The sequence below is a fragment of the Frondihabitans sp. 762G35 genome (assembly GCF_002074055.1).
In the GTDB taxonomy this organism is placed as follows: Bacteria; Actinomycetota; Actinomycetes; order Actinomycetales; family Microbacteriaceae; genus Frondihabitans.
The window spans coordinates 1,156,506-1,175,207 of sequence record NZ_CP014619.1 but is presented as its reverse complement, the minus strand read 5'-3'; the positions used below and the strand labels follow the sequence as shown (position 1 = coordinate 1,175,207).

13 protein-coding genes and 3 rRNA genes are annotated in these 18,702 nt (G+C 65.9%); all 16 read right to left on the bottom strand.

The annotated features are described in order from the left end of the window. Window positions 1-4 precede the first annotated feature (4 nt). Window positions 5-904, bottom strand: coding sequence for a TlyA family RNA methyltransferase (locus tag AS850_RS05740; RefSeq protein WP_119868252.1), 900 nt, complete (start codon window positions 902-904; stop codon window positions 5-7). Then, entirely contained in the window at window positions 904-1,056 is a 153-nt protein-coding gene (locus AS850_RS16470) for a hypothetical protein (protein WP_164088397.1), read from the bottom strand. The genes AS850_RS05740 and AS850_RS16470 overlap by 1 nt, the downstream gene beginning before the upstream one ends. An 87-nt stretch (window positions 1,057-1,143) precedes the next feature. Further along, window positions 1,144-2,163 (bottom strand): HAD-IIA family hydrolase, encoded by a 1,020-nt coding sequence (locus tag AS850_RS05735; RefSeq protein ID WP_119868251.1) that lies wholly within the window; start codon window positions 2,161-2,163, stop codon window positions 1,144-1,146. Beyond that, on the bottom strand, window positions 2,138-2,974 hold the full coding sequence (locus AS850_RS05730) for a hypothetical protein (RefSeq protein ID WP_119868250.1): 837 nt from the start codon (window positions 2,972-2,974) through the stop codon (window positions 2,138-2,140). The genes AS850_RS05735 and AS850_RS05730 overlap by 26 nt, the downstream gene beginning before the upstream one ends. A gap of 801 nt (window positions 2,975-3,775) precedes the next feature. Then, a 5S ribosomal RNA gene (rrf, locus tag AS850_RS05725) occupies window positions 3,776-3,892 on the bottom strand. A gap of 211 nt (window positions 3,893-4,103) precedes the next feature. Further along, window positions 4,104-7,231, bottom strand: a 23S ribosomal RNA gene (locus tag AS850_RS05720). Between the two features lie 510 nt (window positions 7,232-7,741). After that, window positions 7,742-9,267, bottom strand: a 16S ribosomal RNA gene (locus tag AS850_RS05715). The 16S, 23S and 5S rRNA genes sit together here, the layout of an rRNA operon. A 627-nt stretch (window positions 9,268-9,894) precedes the next feature. Then, window positions 9,895-11,208, bottom strand: a complete 1,314-nt coding sequence (gene tyrS / locus AS850_RS05710; RefSeq protein ID WP_119868249.1) for a tyrosine--tRNA ligase — start codon at window positions 11,206-11,208, stop codon at window positions 9,895-9,897. Between the two features lie 10 nt (window positions 11,209-11,218). Next, complete coding sequence (locus AS850_RS05705) at window positions 11,219-11,818, bottom strand: DNA-3-methyladenine glycosylase (RefSeq protein ID WP_119868248.1); 600 nt, start codon at window positions 11,816-11,818, stop codon at window positions 11,219-11,221. A gap of 7 nt (window positions 11,819-11,825) precedes the next feature. Next, window positions 11,826-11,960, bottom strand: coding sequence for a hypothetical protein (locus AS850_RS16920; RefSeq protein WP_257788672.1), 135 nt, complete (start codon window positions 11,958-11,960; stop codon window positions 11,826-11,828). 1 nt (window position 11,961) lies between these two features. Next, on the bottom strand, window positions 11,962-13,428 hold the full coding sequence (gene argH / locus AS850_RS05700; protein ID WP_119868247.1) for an argininosuccinate lyase: 1,467 nt from the start codon (window positions 13,426-13,428) through the stop codon (window positions 11,962-11,964). Continuing rightward, the gene (gene argF, locus AS850_RS05695) at window positions 13,425-14,351 is read right to left on the bottom strand and encodes an ornithine carbamoyltransferase (protein WP_119868246.1); all 927 of its coding nucleotides are present in this window, start codon (window positions 14,349-14,351) and stop codon (window positions 13,425-13,427) included. The genes argH and argF overlap by 4 nt, the downstream gene beginning before the upstream one ends. Next, window positions 14,348-15,556, bottom strand: coding sequence for an acetylornithine transaminase (locus tag AS850_RS05690; RefSeq protein ID WP_119868245.1), 1,209 nt, complete (start codon window positions 15,554-15,556; stop codon window positions 14,348-14,350). The genes argF and AS850_RS05690 overlap by 4 nt, the downstream gene beginning before the upstream one ends. Continuing rightward, window positions 15,553-16,470, bottom strand: a complete 918-nt coding sequence (argB, locus tag AS850_RS05685; protein ID WP_119868244.1) for an acetylglutamate kinase — start codon at window positions 16,468-16,470, stop codon at window positions 15,553-15,555. Before argB ends, AS850_RS05690 begins: the two co-directional genes overlap by 4 nt. 11 nt (window positions 16,471-16,481) lie before the next feature. Next, the gene (gene argJ / locus AS850_RS05680; RefSeq protein ID WP_119868243.1) at window positions 16,482-17,639 is read right to left on the bottom strand and encodes a bifunctional glutamate N-acetyltransferase/amino-acid acetyltransferase ArgJ; all 1,158 of its coding nucleotides are present in this window, start codon (window positions 17,637-17,639) and stop codon (window positions 16,482-16,484) included. Beyond that, complete coding sequence (gene argC / locus AS850_RS05675; RefSeq protein WP_119868242.1) at window positions 17,636-18,682, bottom strand: N-acetyl-gamma-glutamyl-phosphate reductase; 1,047 nt, start codon at window positions 18,680-18,682, stop codon at window positions 17,636-17,638. The genes argJ and argC overlap by 4 nt, the downstream gene beginning before the upstream one ends. Window positions 18,683-18,702: the final 20 nt, after the last annotated feature.

Below are 18,702 nucleotides of genomic sequence, written 5' to 3'. Positions count from 1 at the left end.
TGGCTCACGCTCCCGTCATCTCGTCGACCCGTGAGAGCCATTCTGTCGGATTCGCTCCGAGACGGGCCGAGAGGTGGACGCAGTACTCGCGGTTGCCGTTGGTGCCGACGATCGGCGACGGGATGACCCCGGCCGTGCCGAGCCCCAGGTCGTGCGCGGCCCAGAGCACGGTCATCACGGCGTCGGCGCGAAGGCCCTGGTCGTGGACGATCCCCTCGCGGATCCCCTGCCGGCCGACCTCGAACTGCGGCTTCACGAGGAGCACGAAGTCGGCGTCGGTGCCGACGGACGCGACGAGGGCGGGCAGGACCATCGTCAGGGAGATGAACGAGAGATCGCCGACGACGAGATCGATGTCCTCGGCCCGCGGGTCGCGACGGGCGAGCTCGTCGGCCGTCAGATAGCGCGCGTTGACGCCCTCCACCACGGTGACCCGCTCGTCGGAGCGGATCCGGGGCGCGAGCTGGCCGTGACCGACGTCGAGCGCGCAGACGCTGACGACCCCGCGTTCCAGCAGGACCTGCGAGAATCCGCCGGTCGACGCCCCCACGTCGAGGGCGGAGCGACCCCGGGGGTCCACGCCGAAGGCGTCGAGAGCCCCGACGAGCTTGTGGGCGGCCCGGCTGACGTAGTGGTCGAGACCGGCGACGACGATCGCCTGCGACTCCGTCACCGGAGTCGACGGCTTGACGACCCCGCGGCCGTCGACGGTGACCAGATCGTCGGCCAGGAGCCGGTGGGCGTGTGTCCGTGACCGGGCGAGGCCCCGTGCGGTGAGCGCCACGTCGAGGCGGACGGTGGCCGCGGTGGCGCCGGAGTCGGCGCCTCCTGCGGTCGCGTCGGCGGGATCACCGGCGGCCTGGGAGTCTCGAGCCGCGGCGTGCGCGGTGGCGGGACGGTGCATCAGCGCCCGAAGGGCCCGGTGGAACCGTCGAGCACCGCCCGCAGCTCGTCGTGGATCTGGGCGAACGCGACGGCACGCCGATCGAGCGGCTGCTGGTCGATGACCGTCAACCGCGAGATCAGCCCGTCGACGACGTCGTTCTCTTCGCTCATGATCGTTCCACCCTAACCGAGCGCCCTGGAACCCCGCGGGATCTCTCCACAGGCCGTCCGCAGCGCTCGTCAGATCGCGGGTCGACCCTACGAGTAGAGGGCAGGATCCACGACCAGACCGTAGATCGCGAGCCCGCTCCCCCAGACCGCCGCCGCACCGGCCCGAAGGAGGTCGACGGTCGAATCGCCCCGCTCGACGGCCACGACGTTGTTGCCCCGGAGCTCGACCCGCGCACCCCGCACCGTGAAGGTCCGCGTGCCCCGGGCATCCTGCGTCTCGACCGTCGCCGGGTACTCCTCGTGGAGTTCGCGGAGGTCGCCCAGGATGTAGTCGGGGCGGGACGTCTCGGGCGCGGCGAGGATCTGCTTGGCCCGGTCGATACCCGTCAGGACGATCGCCGAGGTGATACCGGCCTTGACCGCTCCGGCGATGTCGGTGTCGAGTCGATCGCCGATGAAGAGGGGCTTCGAGGCCCCGAAGCGCTCCACGGCGGCGTCGAAGATCGCCTTCTCCGGCTTGCCGGCGACGAGCGGGAGCTTGCCGACGGCGGTGTGGACGGCGGACACCAGGGTGCCGTTGCCGGGAGCGATGCCTCGCTCCTGCGGGATGGTCCAGTCCTGGTTCGTCGCCACCCACGGGATGTCCTCGGCGAGGGCGAACGACGCTTCGGCGAGGTCCTTCCAGCCGACCTCGGGTGCGAACCCCTGGATCACCGCGGCCGGCGACTCCTCGGCCGACCGCGTCACCGTGAAGCCCGCGGCCTCGACGACCGTCGTGAGGCCCTCGCCGCCGACGACCAGGATCGTCGCCCCCGGCTCGACGACGGTGGCCAGGAGCCGCACGGCCGCCTGAGGGGACGTCACGACGTCGTCGCCCGCGACGGTGAGGCCGAAATCGCTCAGCTGCTGCGCGACGGCGTCGGCGGTCCGCGAGGCGTTGTTGGTGATGTACCCGACGCGGCGGCTCCCGGCGACGCGGTTCAGGCTCTCCACGGCGTGCGGGATCGCGTTGCGCCCCGTGTAGACGACGCCGTCGAGGTCCGCCAGGACGGCGTCGACCCCGTCGAGGGGGAAGCGCGGCTCAGTCGCGGGCTTCGCCGTCGGCATCGTCGGCGGCGCCGTCGTCGATCCCTTCGTCGGGCTCGGCGTCGCCGAGCTCGACGGAGTCGACGCTCCCTGCGGAGAGCTCGTCGTCGAGGGCGATGTCGCCGCCGTCGAATCCGATGATCTCTTCTTCCACGATCTCGACAGTTTCACGGTCCTCCTCGGTGTCCAGCGTGTTCAGGGCCGCGCGCGCACGGCGGGCCAGGGTGTACCACTCCGCGGCTTCGGTCTCGCGACCGAGTTCCTCGAGGACGGTCCCGTAGGCGTCGAAGAGATCCGGGCTGTAGCTGTAGGCACGAGTGCGATTGAGCTGCGGGATCTCCAGCTCGCGGAGCGCCGCGTCCTTCTGATCGAGATCGAGGCGCGCTCCGGACATCGCGATGGCCAGCGATACGCGCACGGGGACGTCCAGGGTCTCCACCTCGACCGAGCGACCGAGCTCGAGAGCCCGGTCGGGACGCTCGAGACCGCGCTCGCTGTCCACCATGAGGGGAAGCTGGTCGTTGCGTCCGGAGATGCGCCGGTAGGTCCGGAGCTCGCGCAGGGTCAGCGCATAGTCCTCGAGCGCGTACGCCGTGATGGCGATCGTCTCCCGCACCACCGCGATCCGCCCGGCCCGACGTCCCGCGGCCTGCGCGTGCTGGTGGGCGAGCGCAGGATCCTCGTCGATCAGTTCGCCCGCCATGACGAGGTGACGCGCGACGAAGTCCGCGTTCTCCTTGCTGAGCGTCTTCAACTCCGCCCGAGCGACCTTGTCCAGCTGACGCGGCTCGATCTCGTCGGGCAGGTGCGGCTCGAACTGGCGCGGACGCACGGAACGCAGGCCCAGCGGATCACGGTCCTCCCACTGGCCTCCACCGTCTCGGGAATCGCGACCCGACCGCGAACCGCGATCATCGCGACCGCTGGAGCCGCGCGCCGGCCGGTCGCTCGACGGACGCCCCGGGCGCTCGCCCGGTCGCTGCGGACGGTCGCCGCTCGGACGGTACGGCCTGTCCCCGCCGGCCCGCGCCGGGCGGTCGCCCTGCCGCTGAGGACGATCCCCGCTCCGCTCCGGACGACCCCCCGAGGAACGTTCCGGGCGGTCGCCGGACGGACGTCCGGGTCGCTCGCCGGGCCGCTGCGGCCGGTCACCCGCACGGAACGGACGATCTCCGGACGAGGTCCGCCCGGGGCGGTCGCCACCGCGTTCGGGACGCTGGGACGATCCTCCGGGGCCATCGCCGCGGGGAGGCCTGTTCGAACCGCTCCGGTCGCCGCTCGGCCGACCGTTGGACGGCCTCCCCGCTCCCGGGCGATCCGATCCGCCGCGGGGAGGACGCGCGCTCCACGAGCGGTCTCCGCTGCGGCCACCCGTGCTCTCGTCGCGGTCGCGTCGAGGACGCTTCTCTTTGTCGTCGTCGCGATCGCTCACGGGTCTCTCCTTGGGAAAAGTCGGTGCCGGCCCTGTCGGAACCGGAAGAGCAGGAGCCTCGAGTCCAGTGGACGAGGTACTCCCGGGTGGCCTGCTGTGGTGTTGTGCAATCAGCCTAACAGGCCGTGTTGCCTGGGTGCTTGTTAACGCAGAAGAGCCATCCCGGTGTGTGGGATGGCTCTTCTGGTGGTGCAACGTTAAGTCCGGCGGTGTCCTACTCTCCCACAAGGTCCCCCTTGCAGTACCATCGGCGCTGAGAGTCTTAGCTTCCGGGTTCGGAATGTGACCGGGCGTTTCCCTCTCGCTATGGCCGCCGAAACATTCATGCCACACCACCCCACAGGGTGTGGGTGTGGTGTGAAGTCGTGTTCCGAAGTCAATGCTTCGTGCTATTGAGTTAGCTTCGCACCCCGCCAAGCGGGGTACTGGTCACGGAACAGGGTCGTATCGACCGTGTTTCGGGAACCACATAGTGGACGCGAGCATCACCGCCCCTGCCACACACAGTTACCTGCACGTGGTGGTGGGTGTTGTCAAGTTATCGGCTTATTAGTACCGGTCAGCTCCATGGGTCTTTAGTCCCCACTTCCACATCCGGCCTATCAACCCAGTAGTCTAGCTGGGAGCCTCTCCCCCCGAAGGGGATGGAAATCTCATCTCGAAGCCGGCTTCCCGCTTAGATGCTTTCAGCGGTTATCCGTTCCGAACGTAGCTAATCAGCGGTGCCCTTGGCAGAACAACTGACACACCAGAGGTTCGTCCATCCCGGTCCTCTCGTACTAGGGATAGATCTTCTCAAATTTCCTACGCGCGCAGCGGATAGGGACCGAACTGTCTCACGACGTTCTAAACCCAGCTCGCGTACCGCTTTAATGGGCGAACAGCCCAACCCTTGGGACCTACTCCAGCCCCAGGATGCGACGAGCCGACATCGAGGTGCCAAACCATGCCGTCGATATGGACTCTTGGGCAAGATCAGCCTGTTATCCCCGAGGTACCTTTTATCCGTTGAGCGACAGCGCTTCCACAAGCCACTGCCGGATCACTAGTCCCGACTTTCGTCCCTGCTCGACTTGTCAGTCTCACAGTCAAGCTCCCTTGTGCACTTACACTCGACACCTGATTGCCAACCAGGTTGAGGGAACCTTTGGGCGCCTCCGTTACTTTTTGGGAGGCAACCGCCCCAGTTAAACTACCCACCAGGCACTGTCCCTGAACCGGATCACGGTTCGAAGTTAGATATCCAGAGTGACCAGAGTGGTATTTCAACAATGACTCCACCCGAACTAGCGTCCGAGCTTCACCGTCTCCCACCTATCCTACACAAGCCACACCGAACACCAATACCAAGCTGTAGTAAAGGTCACGGGGTCTTTCCGTCCTGCTGCGCGTAACGAGCATCTTTACTCGTAGTGCAATTTCGCCGAGTTCGCGGTTGAGACAGCTGGGAAGTCGTTACGCCATTCGTGCAGGTCGGAACTTACCCGACAAGGAATTTCGCTACCTTAGGATGGTTATAGTTACCACCGCCGTTTACTGGGGCTTAAATTCTGAGCTTCGCTTGCGCTAACCCTTCCTCTTAACCTTCCAGCACCGGGCAGGCGTCAGTCCGTATACATCGTCTTGCGACTTGGCACGGACCTGTGTTTTTAGTAAACAGTCGCTTCCCACTGGTCTCTGCGGCCTTCCCCGCTCCCGGAGTAAATCCGTTCACGGTTCCGGCCCCCTTCTCCCGAAGTTACGGGGGCATTTTGCCGAGTTCCTTAACCACGATTCTCTCGATCTCCTTGGTATTCTCTACCTGACCACCTGAGTCGGTTTGGGGTACGGGCGGCTAAAACCTCGCGTCGATGCTTTTCTCGGCAGCATAGGATCACTGAATTCCCCCAATCGGGGTACGCATCGGATCTCAGGCGCATTGACGACGGATTTGCCTATCGTCAGCCCTACATCCTTACACCAGGATCACCTTACGGATACCATCGCCTGGCTCAGCTACCTTCCTGCGTCACACCTGTTAATACGCTAACCGCACCAGCATGGGGTCGAGCGTTAGACCGGCCGGCTTCACCCCGAAGGGATCCACTCAGCCGGGTTAGGACTCTTAGCACCACTGGATTAGCTTGGGCGGTTTTTCGCCGGTACGGGAATATCAACCCGTTGTCCATCGACTACGCCTGTCGGCCTCGCCTTAGGTCCCGACTTACCCAGGGCGGATTAACCTGGCCCTGGAACCCTTGGTCTTTCGGAGGACGGGTTTCTCACCCGTCTTTCGCTACTCATGCCTGCATTCTCACTCGTGTGGCGTCCACGGCTGGTTTCCACCGCCGCTTCACTCGCCACACGACGCTCTCCTACCACTCCATACGACTGAACCACGAAGGCTTGTCTATAATATGAAATCTACAACTTCGGTGGTGTGCTTGAGCCCCGTTACATTGTCGGCGCGGAATCACTTGACCAGTGAGCTATTACGCACTCTTTCAAGGGTGGCTGCTTCTAAGCCAACCTCCTGGTTGTCTCTGCAACTCCACATCCTTTCCCACTTAGCACACGCTTAGGGACCTTAGTTGGTAGTCTGGGTTGTTTCCCTCTCGACGATGAAGCTTATCCCCCACCGTCTCACTGCTGCGCTCTCACTTACCGGCATTCGGAGTTTGGCTGACGTCAGTAAGCTTTTGGGCCCCATCGGCCATCCAGTAGCTCTACCTCCGGCAAGAAACACGCAACGCTGCACCTAAATGCATTTCGGAGAGAACCAGCTATCACGAAGTTTGATTGGCCTTTCACCCCTATCCACAGCTCATCCCCTCCATTTTCAACTGAAGTGGGTTCGGTCCTCCACGACGTCTTACCGTCGCTTCAACCTGGCCATGGATAGATCACTTCGCTTCGGGTCTAGGACATGCGACTGAATCGCCCTATTCAGACTCGCTTTCGCTACGGCTACCCCTCACGGGTTAACCTCGCCACATATCGCTAACTCGCAGGCTCATTCTTCAAAAGGCACGCTGTCACCCCTACTAAGGAGGCTCCAACGGTTTGTAAGCAAACGGTTTCAGGTACTATTTCACTCCCCTCCCGGGGTACTTTTCACCTTTCCCTCACGGTACTTGTCCGCTATCGGTCATCTGGGAGTATTTAGGCTTATCAGGTGGTCCTGACAGATTCACACGGGATTTCTCGGGCCCCGTGCTACTTGGGATACGCATTCAGCCAGCAACACCATTTCGGCTACGGGGTTGGCACCCTCTATGACCAGGCTTTCAATCCTGTTCGCCTATAATGCGCTGTAACTGTTCCAGTCCGGCAGAACTGAACAACACGTCCCACAACCCCGACCATGCAACGACCGCCGTCTATCACACATGACCGGTTTAGCCTCTTCCGATTTCGCTCGCCACTACTCACGGAATCACTGTTGTTTTCTCTTCCTGTGGGTACTGAGATGTTTCACTTCCCCACGTTCCCTCTACCCGCCCTATATATTCAGGCGGGAGTCACCAGGTCAGTCAGACCGCCTGGCGGGGTTTCCCCATTCGGAGACCCTCGGATCACAGCTCGATTATCAGCTCCCCGAGGCTTATCGCAGATTTCTACGTCCTTCTTCGGCTCCAGATGCCAAGGCATCCACCGTTTGCTCTTAAAAACTTGACCACAAAGAACCACGACAAGAAGGCTCCACCCGAAGGCGGCGCCACTTGACGCGGTAAATCAGTGTTATCTCGTTACCCCAACCGGCAAGCCGGCTGGGGAAGAAATTGCACTCGAACACCTGCCAACAACCTGAGCCACCCCGAAAGGCGACCCTGATCGTTCACACGCGTTCAAGATGCTCGCGTCCACTGTGTAGTTCTCAAAAAACGGGCGACACCAACTCCTCGAAGCACAAAGCTTCTCAGACCTGGTCCGCTTGAGGATTCAACCCCGACGACTCAAAGAGCCCCCGGTGTTTGGTCCCTCAGGACCCAACAACGTGCACGCCCACCCCACCCAGCCCCTCCGCCGTTCCAAACCCCCCGAAAGGAGTCGTACTAGAAGAAAGAACCTTCGGAAGAAGGCCACTGTCAATGTTCCACCCATGAGCGCCACCCGAACACATTCGGTTCGGTGTGACTTGACCCGTTGATCCCTGTGTAAACAGCAGGGCAGGTACATGCTCCTTAGAAAGGAGGTGATCCAGCCGCACCTTCCGGTACGGCTACCTTGTTACGACTTAGTCCTAATCACCGATCCCACCTTCGACAGCTCCCTCCAAAAGGTTGGGCCACTGGCTTCGGGTGTTACCGACTTTCATGACTTGACGGGCGGTGTGTACAAGGCCCGGGAACGTATTCACCGCAGCGTTGCTGATCTGCGATTACTAGCGACTCCGACTTCATGAGGTCGAGTTGCAGACCTCAATCCGAACTGAGACCGACTTTTTGGGATTCGCTCCACCTTACGGTATTGCAGCCCTTTGTATCGGCCATTGTAGCATGCGTGAAGCCCAAGACATAAGGGGCATGATGATTTGACGTCATCCCCACCTTCCTCCGAGTTGACCCCGGCAGTCTCCTATGAGTTCCCACCATAACGTGCTGGCAACATAGAACGAGGGTTGCGCTCGTTGCGGGACTTAACCCAACATCTCACGACACGAGCTGACGACAACCATGCACCACCTGTATACCGACCTTGCGGGGCGACCATCTCTGGACGTTTCCGGTATATGTCAAGCCTTGGTAAGGTTCTTCGCGTTGCATCGAATTAATCCGCATGCTCCGCCGCTTGTGCGGGCCCCCGTCAATTCCTTTGAGTTTTAGCCTTGCGGCCGTACTCCCCAGGCGGGGAACTTAATGCGTTAGCTGCGACACAGAAACCGTGGAATGGCCCCTACATCTAGTTCCCAACGTTTACGGCATGGACTACCAGGGTATCTAATCCTGTTCGCTCCCCATGCTTTCGCTCCTCAGCGTCAGTTACGGCCCAGAGATTTGCCTTCGCCATCGGTGTTCCTCCTGATATCTGCGCATTCCACCGCTACACCAGGAATTCCAATCTCCCCTACCGCACTCTAGTCTGCCCGTACCCACTGCAGGCTGGGGGTTGAGCCCCCAGATTTCACAGCAGACGCGACAAACCGCCTACGAGCTCTTTACGCCCAATAATTCCGGACAACGCTTGCACCCTACGTATTACCGCGGCTGCTGGCACGTAGTTAGCCGGTGCTTTTTCTGCAGGTACCGTCAAGAGCAAGCTCCCTTCTTCCCTACTAAAAGAGGTTTACAACCCGAAGGCCGTCGTCCCTCACGCGGCGTTGCTGCATCAGGCTTTCGCCCATTGTGCAATATTCCCCACTGCTGCCTCCCGTAGGAGTCTGGGCCGTGTCTCAGTCCCAGTGTGGCCGGTCACCCTCTCAGGCCGGCTACCCGTCGTCGGCTTGGTGAGCCATTACCTCACCAACTACCTGATAGGCCGCGAGTCCATCCTTGACCAAAAAATCTTTCCACCCCCAGACCATGCGGCCAGGAGTCATATCCGGTATTAGACGTCGTTTCCAACGCTTATCCCAGAGTCAAGGGCAGGTTACTCACGTGTTACTCACCCGTTCGCCACTAATCCCCCCAGCAAGCTGGGGATCATCGTTCGACTTGCATGTGTTAAGCACGCCGCCAGCGTTCGTCCTGAGCCAGGATCAAACTCTCCGTAAAAGAAAAACACCACAACCAACCGGAAAAAGGCCGATCGCAGCAAGTTTGATGCTGACCAAAAGAACAAAAACAATCTGACGATTGTTGTCCATTTCAATCTCAAAGAAACCCAACACCCACCAACCCCCCACCACGAACGCGATGAAAGGACAAGCAGATGCCGAGGTAAAACTTTGGCATTTGACAATGTGCACGCTGTTGAGTTCTCAAGGACCAAACGCACCCCGCCCACCCAGCCACAAAGACCAAACAGCACGAAAGCAAATCAGAACCTAAACCACCCCTTCGGGCCCCGTCAAGAGATGTCAGAGACATCAGACGAGACTTCGATCGGACGAAGCCGATCGCGTTCAGGTGACCCTCCGAAGAGAGTTCCTGAGGAGTGGAGCCTTGCAATCCTACACACGGACGATGACCCCTGCAAGAGGGCCAGACACTGTCTTTCCAGACGATGTTCCGGGAAGATGTCCCCAACTTGAGGCCGGCAGCTCTTCCGCTTTCCGAACCTTTGGGGTGACAGGTAGATACATTACGGGCGGCCTGCGGGTCGGGCAAATCGCGCTTGCATCCCGGGCGTGTCGCGCCTCTCTCCCCCGGAAACTCGGGGGTCGGGGCGGCGCGGACCGTTTAGACGGCGATCGTGACCGCAGCGAGGGTCTTCTTGCCCCGACGGAGGACGGCGTGCCGACCGTGGAGTGCCAGGGACATCACGAGCGTCGCCTCGTCGGTGATCCGCTCGTTGTTGACGTACACGCCTCCCTCGGCGGCAGCCCGACGGGCGGCACCCAGGGACGCGACCAACCCCGTGGCGACGAAGGCCTGAGCCACCGTCGTGTCCGCGGGGACCTCGCTGTGAGGAAGTTCGTCGACGGCAGCGGACAGGACCTCCGCGGGAAGAGCCGCCAGGTCGCCCTGGCCGAAGAGCGCGGCCGATGCGTCGATGGCCGCCCGCGTGGCGTCGAGACCGTGCACGAGAGACGTCACTTCGAAGGCGAGTCGCTTCTGGGCATCCCGCGTGAACGGTCTCTCCGCGACCTGGGTCGCGAGCTCGTCGATCTCGACCCGGCTGAGGAAGGTGAAGACCTTGAGCCGGTCGACGACGTCGGCGTCGTCCTGGTTGAGCCAGAACTGGTAGAAGGCGTAGGGCGACGTGAGCCGCTCGTCGAGCCAGACGGCGTTGCCCTCGCTCTTGCCGAACTTCGTCCCGTCGGAGTTCAGGATGAGAGGCGTGCCGATCGCGTGGACGGAGACCCCCTCGGTCCGGCGGATCAGCTCGGTACCGCTGGTGAGGTTGCCCCACTGATCGCTTCCCCCCGTCTGGAGGACGCAGTCGAAGGTGCGGTAGAGCTCCCGGAAGTCGAGCCCCTGCAGGATCTGGTAGCTGAACTCGGTGTAGCTGATGCCGGCGTCGGAGTTCAATCGCGCGGAGACCGCGTCTTTCTTGAGCATCGAGTTGACGCGGAAGTGCTTGCCGATGTCGCGGAGGAACTCGATGGCCGACAGGGGCTCCGTCCAGTCGAGGTTGTTGACGACGCGGAGACCGTTGTCGCCGCCCGCCGGGAGGAACTTCTCGACCTGCACGCGGATCTTCGAGACCCACTCGGCCGTCTGCTCCCGCGACTTCAGGACGCGCTCCGCCGTCGGTCGGGGATCGCCGATGAGCCCCGTCGACCCGCCCACGAGCCCGATCGGCCGGTGCCCGGCGAGCTGGAGGCGGCGCAGCAGGAGAAGCTGGACGAGATTGCCGAGGTGGAGGCTCTCGGCCGTGGGGTCGAAGCCGCAGTAGTAGGTGATCGGCTCACCGGCGAGGAGCTGGCGCAGGGCATCCTGGTCGGTCGAGACGTGCACGAGGCCCCGATAGACGATCTCGTCCCAGACGGTGTCGAAGGATGGATCGTTTCGCTGGGGGGCCGGAACAGCGGCCGGAGATGTGCTCGTCACCCGCGGAAGTCTACCGGCGGCGCCTCGTCACGGCCGGGCGATACGCCGACACGGTCGGGTCCGCCTCGAGGGCGAAGCGGTAGGGGAATGCGATCGTTCCCGCGACTCCTGCGACCCCGACCCGGGGCCCCTCGACGATCGGACCGACGGGCCCCGTCGGCAGGACGAGCGAGAACGGGGGCGTGTCGGAGGCGGCGCCGTCGTCGGAGAGCTCGATGCCGAGGGCCGTCCCGAGGCGGCCCGGGCCGCGCGCCAGCTCGGCGTCGGAGTTCGCGGTCGGTCGTCGCGCGCGCGCGAGATCGATGCCGGCGACGATCTCGCCGGCACGGAGGAGGACGCCGGACGCCTCGCCCTCCTCCCCGCACGCGACGTTCACGCAGCGGTGGATTCCGTACGACAGGTAGACGTAGAGGGTTCCGGGTGCGGCGAAGAGGCTGGCGTTGCGGGCGGTGCGCCCGCGGTAGGCGTGGGATCCGGGATCCTGCCCCTCGCCACCGTAGGCCTCGACCTCGGTCAGACGGACAGCCACCTCCCCCACCCGGAAGACCGCGCCGAGGAGGCGGGGGGCCACCTCGAGCGCGGTCCCGGTCGGGAAGGACACGTCGGTCACGGACCGATCAGACGAAGCGCTGCCCCGTGGCGATCGACCAGACGATCGCGCCGACGACCACGAGGACGGCGATGACGATCACGGTCGGCAGGAGCCACGGGTACGAGCGGGGCGATCGGCCCTGTCGCGGGGTGCGAGCCATGTCACACCGCCTTCGGGTCGAGGTCGGCGACGAGATCGCGGACCTGAGCGGTCAGATGGCCGAGCTGCTCGGCGACCCGCTCGGGCGCCGTCCCCCCGACGCCGTTGCGACTCGCTATCGATCCCTCGACGGTCAGCACCGGCCGGATGCCCGGGGTGAGGTGCTCGGAGACGCCGAGGTACTGCTCGTCGGTCGGCTCGTCGAGCTCCAGGCCGTGCTGCTCGCAGAGCCGGACGAGCTCGCCCGAGATCTCGTGGGCGTCACGGAAGGCGACTCCCTGGCGGACCAGCCACTCGGCGACGTCCGTCGCGAGCGAGAAGCCCTGCGGCGCGAGCTCCGCGAGGCGCTCCTCGTCGAACTCGAGGGTGGCGATCATCCCGGCGAAGGCCGGCAGGAGCACCTCGAGCTGAGTGACCGTGTCGAAGACGGGCTCCTTGTCCTCCTGCAGGTCGCGGTTGTACGCGAGCGGGAGACCCTTGAAGGTGGCCAGGAGGCCCGTCAGATTGCCGATGAGCCGGCCCGACTTGCCCCGCGCGAGCTCGGCGATGTCGGGGTTCTTCTTCTGAGGCATGATCGACGAGCCCGTCGAATAGGCGTCGTGCAGCCTCACGAAGCCGAACTCGCGCGTCGACCAGAGGATGACCTCCTCGGCCAGACGGGAGACGTCCACGCCGATCGACGCCGTCACGAACGCGAACTCGGAGACGACGTCGCGGCTGGCCGTCGCGTCGATCGAGTTCTCGGTCGTGCGGTCGAAGCCGAGCCGGCGGGCGACCAGGGCGGGATCGAGCCCGAGGGAGCTCCCCGCCAGCGCACCGGCGCCGTAGGGGGACGCCGAGGCGCGCCGCTTCCAGTCGCGGAGGCGCTCGAGGTCGCGGACGAGCGGCCAGGCGTGCGCCAGGAGGTGGTGCGCGAGGAGCACCGGCTGCGCGTGCTGCAGGTGGGTCCGGCCCGGCATGACCGCGCGATCGTGCTTCGTGGCCTGCCCGACGATGGCGTCCACGAGCCCGACGACCTGGTGAGCGATGACGCGCGCATGGTCGCGCAGATAGAGCCGGACCAGCGTGGCGATCTGGTCGTTGCGACTCCTGCCCGCGCGGAGGCGCCCGCCGAGCTCCGGACCCGCGATGGCCATGAGATGCCGCTCGAGCGCCGAGTGGACGTCTTCGTCGGAGTCGTCGGCGACGAGGCGCCCGGAGAGGACCCCCTCCTCGAGCGTGTCGAGGGCCGCGAGCATGCCCTCGAGCTCGGGAGCCGTCAGGTACCCCGCGTCGGCGAGTGCCGCCGCGTGCGCCCGGGACCCCGCGATGTCGTAGGGGGCGAGCTGCCAGTCGAAGTGCGTCGACCTGCTCAGAGCCGCCAGCTCGGGGCTCGGGCCGGAGGCGAAGCGGCCGCCCCAGAGGGCGCCCGCCTCGGCCGCGCGCGAGCCCGTGCCGGTCGGCTCGGCGGTTCCGGTCGGGTCGCTCACTTCTCCTGCTCCAGCAGCCAGGCCAGCAGCGCCTTCTGGGCGTGGAGGCGGTTCTCCGCTTCGTCCCAGATGACGCTCCGGGGGCCGTCGATGACGTCGGCCTCGACCTCGTACCCGCGGTCGGCCGGGAGACAGTGCAGGAAGATCGCTTCGGCGTCGGCTCGGGCCATGAGCGCCTGGTCGACCTTGTAGCTGCCGAACGTCGCGACGCGGTGCGCCTTCTCGTCTTCCTTGCCCATCGAGACCCACGTGTCGGTGACCACCACGTCGGCCCCGCGGACCGCGTCGACGGCGTCGGTGAGGATCGTCGCGGAACCGCCCGTGCCCTCGGCGATGGCCTGGGCGTCGGCCACGACCTGCGCGTCGGGGGTGAACTCCGTCGGCGCGGCGACGCGCACGTGCATCCCCGCCGTCGTGCCCGCGAGGAGGTAGGACTGCGCCATGTTGCAGCGGCCGTCGCCGACGAACGCGACGGTCAGCCCCGCGAGAGCGCCCTTCTTCTCGCGGATCGTCAGGAGGTCGGCGAGGAGCTGGCAGGGGTGGAAGTCGTCGCTGAGGGCGTTGACGACCGGGACCGTGGTCCCCTCCGCCATCTCCTCCAGGCCCGCCTGCCCGTAGGTGCGCCACACGATCGCGGCGACCTGGCGCTCGAGCACGCGAGCCGTGTCGCTCGGGGTCTCCTTGCCGCCGAGCTGGCTGCTCGCGGTGGCGATGATGAGCGGCACTCCCCCGAGGTCGGCGATCCCGACGGCGAACGAGACCCGCGTGCGGGTCGACGACTTGTCGAAGATCACGGCGACCGTCTGAGGGCCGGCCAGGGGACGCTCGCTGAAGCGGTCCGCCTTGAGAGCGACGGCGCGATCGAGGATCGCGCCCTGCTCGGCGGGGCTGAGATCGTCATCGCGGAGGAAGTGCCTGGTCATTCGAGACCTTTCAGGACGGAGGCGAAGATCGCCCGGAACTCCTCGATCGCGGCGTCCCCGACGATGAGGGGCGGCGCGATGCGGATGCTGGAGTCGTTGGCGGCGTTGATGATGAGGCCCGCGTCGAGCGCCCGGGCGGAGACCTCGTTCGCGATCGGCTCGGCGAGGCCCACGCCGATGAGCAGGCCGCGACCGCGGATCTCCGCCACCAGGGGCGAGTCGATCGTCGCGATGGCCTCCCGGAGCTGCCGACCCCGGAGGGCCGCGTTCTCGAGGAGGCCCGCGGACTCGATCTCGCCGAGGACCGCGTTCGCCGCCGTCGTCGCGAGCGGGTTGCCGCCGAAGGTCGAGCCGTGCTGGCCCGCCTCGAACAGGTCGGAGGTGTCGCCGAAGGTGATGAGGGCGCCGATCGGAACACCGCCGGCGATGCCCTTGGCCACCGTGATGGCGTCGGGGACGACGCCGAGCTGCTGGAAGGTGAACCAGGTTCCCGTGCGCCCGATGCCGGTCTGGATCTCGTCGAGGATCAGCAGCGCACCGTGCTCGGTCGTGAGCTCGCGGGCGCGCTGCAGGAAGCCCTCGGGAAGGTCGACGACGCCGGCCTCGCCCTTGATCGGCTCGATGACGATGCCGGCGACCCGGTCGTCCATCGCCTGCTCGAGAGCCTCGATGGTCGTGTCGATGTGCTCGACGCCCGGGAGCATCGGCTCGAAGGGCTCACGGAGGGAGGGCTTCCCGGTGAGTGCGAGAGCGCCCATCGTGCGGCCGTGGAACGACGACTGGAGAGCCAGGATGCGCGTGCGCGACCCGTCTCCCTTGTTCAGCCGCAGCAGCTTGAAGGCCGCCTCGTTCGCCTCGGCACCCGAATTTCCGTAGTAGACGCGGCCGCGGTCGCCCGCTCCTGAGATGCGCTTGAGGCGCTCCGCGAGCTCGACCTGGGACGGCGTCGCGAAGTAGTTGGAGACGTGGATGAGGGTCGCGGCCTGCTTCGACAGCGCCTCGACGAGGACGGGGTGGGCGTGGCCGAGCGCGTTGACGGCGATGCCGGCCAGGAAGTCGAGATAGCGCTTCCCGTCGACGTCCCACACCTCGCAGCCGGAGCCGCGCTCGAGCATCACCTTCGGAGTCGCCAAGGACTTCATGAGCGAATCACCGAAACGGCGCTGCCACTGGCCTTCGTGTGTCGAAATGGGGGTCGTGGTCATGACTGTCCTCTCTTCTTCTCGTTCGGAATGACCTCGGTGCCGGCACCGCGCTGGGTGAAGACCTCGAGGAGGATGGAGTGCGGGATGCGACCGTCGATGATGGTCGCGCCCCCGACGCCCGCGACGACGGCGTCGAGGCAGGCGGTCATCTTGGGGATCATGCCCGACTCGAGCCGCGGCAGCAGCTCGGTCAATTCGTCGACCGTGATCAGGGCGACGAGGGATGTCCGGTCGGGCCAGTCGGCGTAGAGGCCGGGAACGTCGGTGAGCATCACGAGCTTGGAGGCGTGCAGCGCGATCGCCAGCGCCGCGGCCGCGGCGTCGGCGTTGACGTTGAGGGCCGAGTCGGGATCGACGTCGTTCACCGCGATCGACGAGACCACGGGGATCCTGCCCGCCTCGATCTCCGCGATCACCGCGGAGGGATCGACGCTCGTGATGTCGCCGACGTGGCCGAGGTCGAAGGTCTCGCCGTCGACGACGACGCCGCGCTTGTGACCCTGGAAGAGCCGCGCGCGGTCGGTGCCGTCGCTGAAGACGCCGCGGGCGAGGTCGCCGTGCTCGTTCATGAGATCGACGATCTCGGCGTTCACCTCGTCGGCGAGGACCTCGCGGACGACCGAGATCGCCTCCGTCGTCGTGACGCGGTAGCCGCCGCGGAACTCGCTCTCGATACCGGCCGCCTTCAGCGCGGCGGAGATCTGCGGGCCGCCTCCGTGCACCACGACCGGGTGGAGGCCGACGTGCCGGAGATAGACCATGTCTTCGGCGAAGGCGCGCTTGAGGTCGTCGTTGATCATGGCGTTCCCGCCGAACTTCACCACGACGACCTTGCCCGCGTAGCGCTTGAGCCACGGCAGCGACTCGATCAGCGTGGCGGCCTTGACCGCGGCGATCGCCTGTTCGGTATCCATCCCTCGCCCCGTCAGCTCGAGTACGCGCTGTTCTCGTGCACGTAGTCGTGCGTGAGATCGTTCGTGAGGATCGTGGCCTCGGCGTCGCCCGACTTCAGGTCGACGAGGACGTGGACCCGGCGCGCCGTGAGGTCGACCTCGTCGCTCGGCCGATCGGGCGCGCCCTGGGAGCAGACGCGGACGCCGTTCATGGAGACGTCGACGTCGTAGGGGTCGAACGCGGCGCTCGTCGTGCCGATCGCCGCCAGCACGCGGCCCCAGTTGGGATCGTTGCCGAAGACGGCGGCCTTGAAGAGGTTGTTGCGCGCGATGGACCGGCCCACCTCGACCGCGTCGTTCTCGTCGACCGCACCGACGACCTCGATGACGATGTCGTGCGAGGCTCCCTCGGCGTCGGCCTGGAGCTGCTCGGCGAGGTCGCGGCAGAGGGCCGTGACCGCCCGCCCGAACTCCTCCGCGGACGGGACCACGCCGGATTCACCGCTCGCGAGGAGGACGACGGTGTCGTTCGTCGACATGCAGCCGTCGGAGTCGAGGCGGTCGAACGTCACGCGGGTCGCCTCGCGGAGGCTCGCGTCGAGCTGCGCGGACGGGACGTCGGCGTCGGTCGTCAACACGACCAGCATGGTGGCGAGACCGGGGGCGAGCATACCGGCGCCCTTGGCCATCCCGCCGACCGACCAGCCCGCGCCCTCCACGACCGCCTGCTTGGGATGCGTGTCGGTGGTCATGATCGCGGTGGCGGCGTCGAGCCCGCCGTCGGTCGTCAGCGCGGAGGCGGCGGCGCGGGATCCTGCCAGGACCTTGTCTCGGAACGTCTGGTCGCCCACCCCGATGAGACCCGTGGAGCACACCACGACGTCGCCGGCGGAGAGCTCGAGCGCCTCGGCCACGGCCTCCGCGGTCGAGTGCGTCGTCTGGAAGCCGAACGCGCCGGTGAAGCAGTTCGCTCCGCCCGAGTTGAGGACGACGGCTCGGGCGTGCCCGTCGGCCACGGCCTGCTGCGACCAGATGACGGGGTTCGCCTTCGAGCGGTTGCTCGTGAAGACGGCTGCGACCGCGTCGCTCCGGCCGCGATTGACGACGAGGGCGACGTCGGGGGTACCGGAGGTCTTGAGGCCCGCCGTGACTCCGGCCGCCTCGAATCCCTGTGCTGCTGTGACGCTCACGGTGCGACTCCGTCTGCGGTGAGGCCCAGGGTCTCGGCGAGGCCGAGGGCGATGTTGGCCGACTGGACGGCGGCTCCGGCCGTGCCCTTCACGAGGTTGTCGAGGGCGGTGACGACGACGACGCGACCCGCGGCCTCGTCGACCGCCAGACCGATGAGGGCGCTGTTGGCGCCGAGCGTGTCGGCCACGCGCGGGAACTCGCCCGCGGGCAGGAGGTGGACGAACGGCTCGTCGGCGTAGGCGAGCTCCCAGGCCGTGCGGAGGTCGGCTTCGGTGACGCCCGGCGCCAGACGGGCCGTCGTCGTCGCGAGGATCCCCCGCGCCATGGGCACGAGGACGGGAGTGAACGACAACCGGACGTCGGAGCCGCCCGCGGCCCGGAGGTTCTGCTGAACCTCCGGGACGTGCCGGTGGCTGCCTCCGACCCCGTAGACCGAGGCGGACCCCATGAGCTCGCTCGCGAGGAGGTGCGGCTTGAGAGCCTTGCCGGCACCGCTCGGGCCCACCGCGAGGACGGCGACGATGTCGTCGACCTCGACGAGCCCCGACGCCACCCCCGGAGCCAGGCCCAGCGTGATCGCGGTGACGTTGCAGCCGGGGACGGCGATGCGCCGGGTTCCGACGATCTCGTCGCGCTGCTTCGTCGACGAGGCGCGGAGCATCTCGGGGAGCCCGTAGGTCCAGGCGCCGTAGAAGTCGCCCCCGTAGAACGAGGCCCAGTCGGCCTCGTCGGTCAGTCGGTGGTCGGCCCCGCAGTCGACGACGAGGGTGCCCTCGTCGAGCTGCGCGGTGATCTCCCCCGACTTGCCGTGCGGCAGCGCCAGGAAGACGACGTCGTGCCCGGAGAGGTTCGCGGCGTTCGTCTCGACCAGGGTGAGGTGCGCCAGGGATCGGAGGTGGGGCTGGGCCGCGATGAGCGGCACGCCGGCGTTGGTGAAGGCGGTGACCGTGGTCACCTCGAACTCGGGATGCGCGCTGAGGAGGCGGAGGAGTTCCCCACCGGCGTAACCGCTTGCGCCTGCGACGGCGACGGACAAAGGCATTCTTCTACCCTAATGTTCGG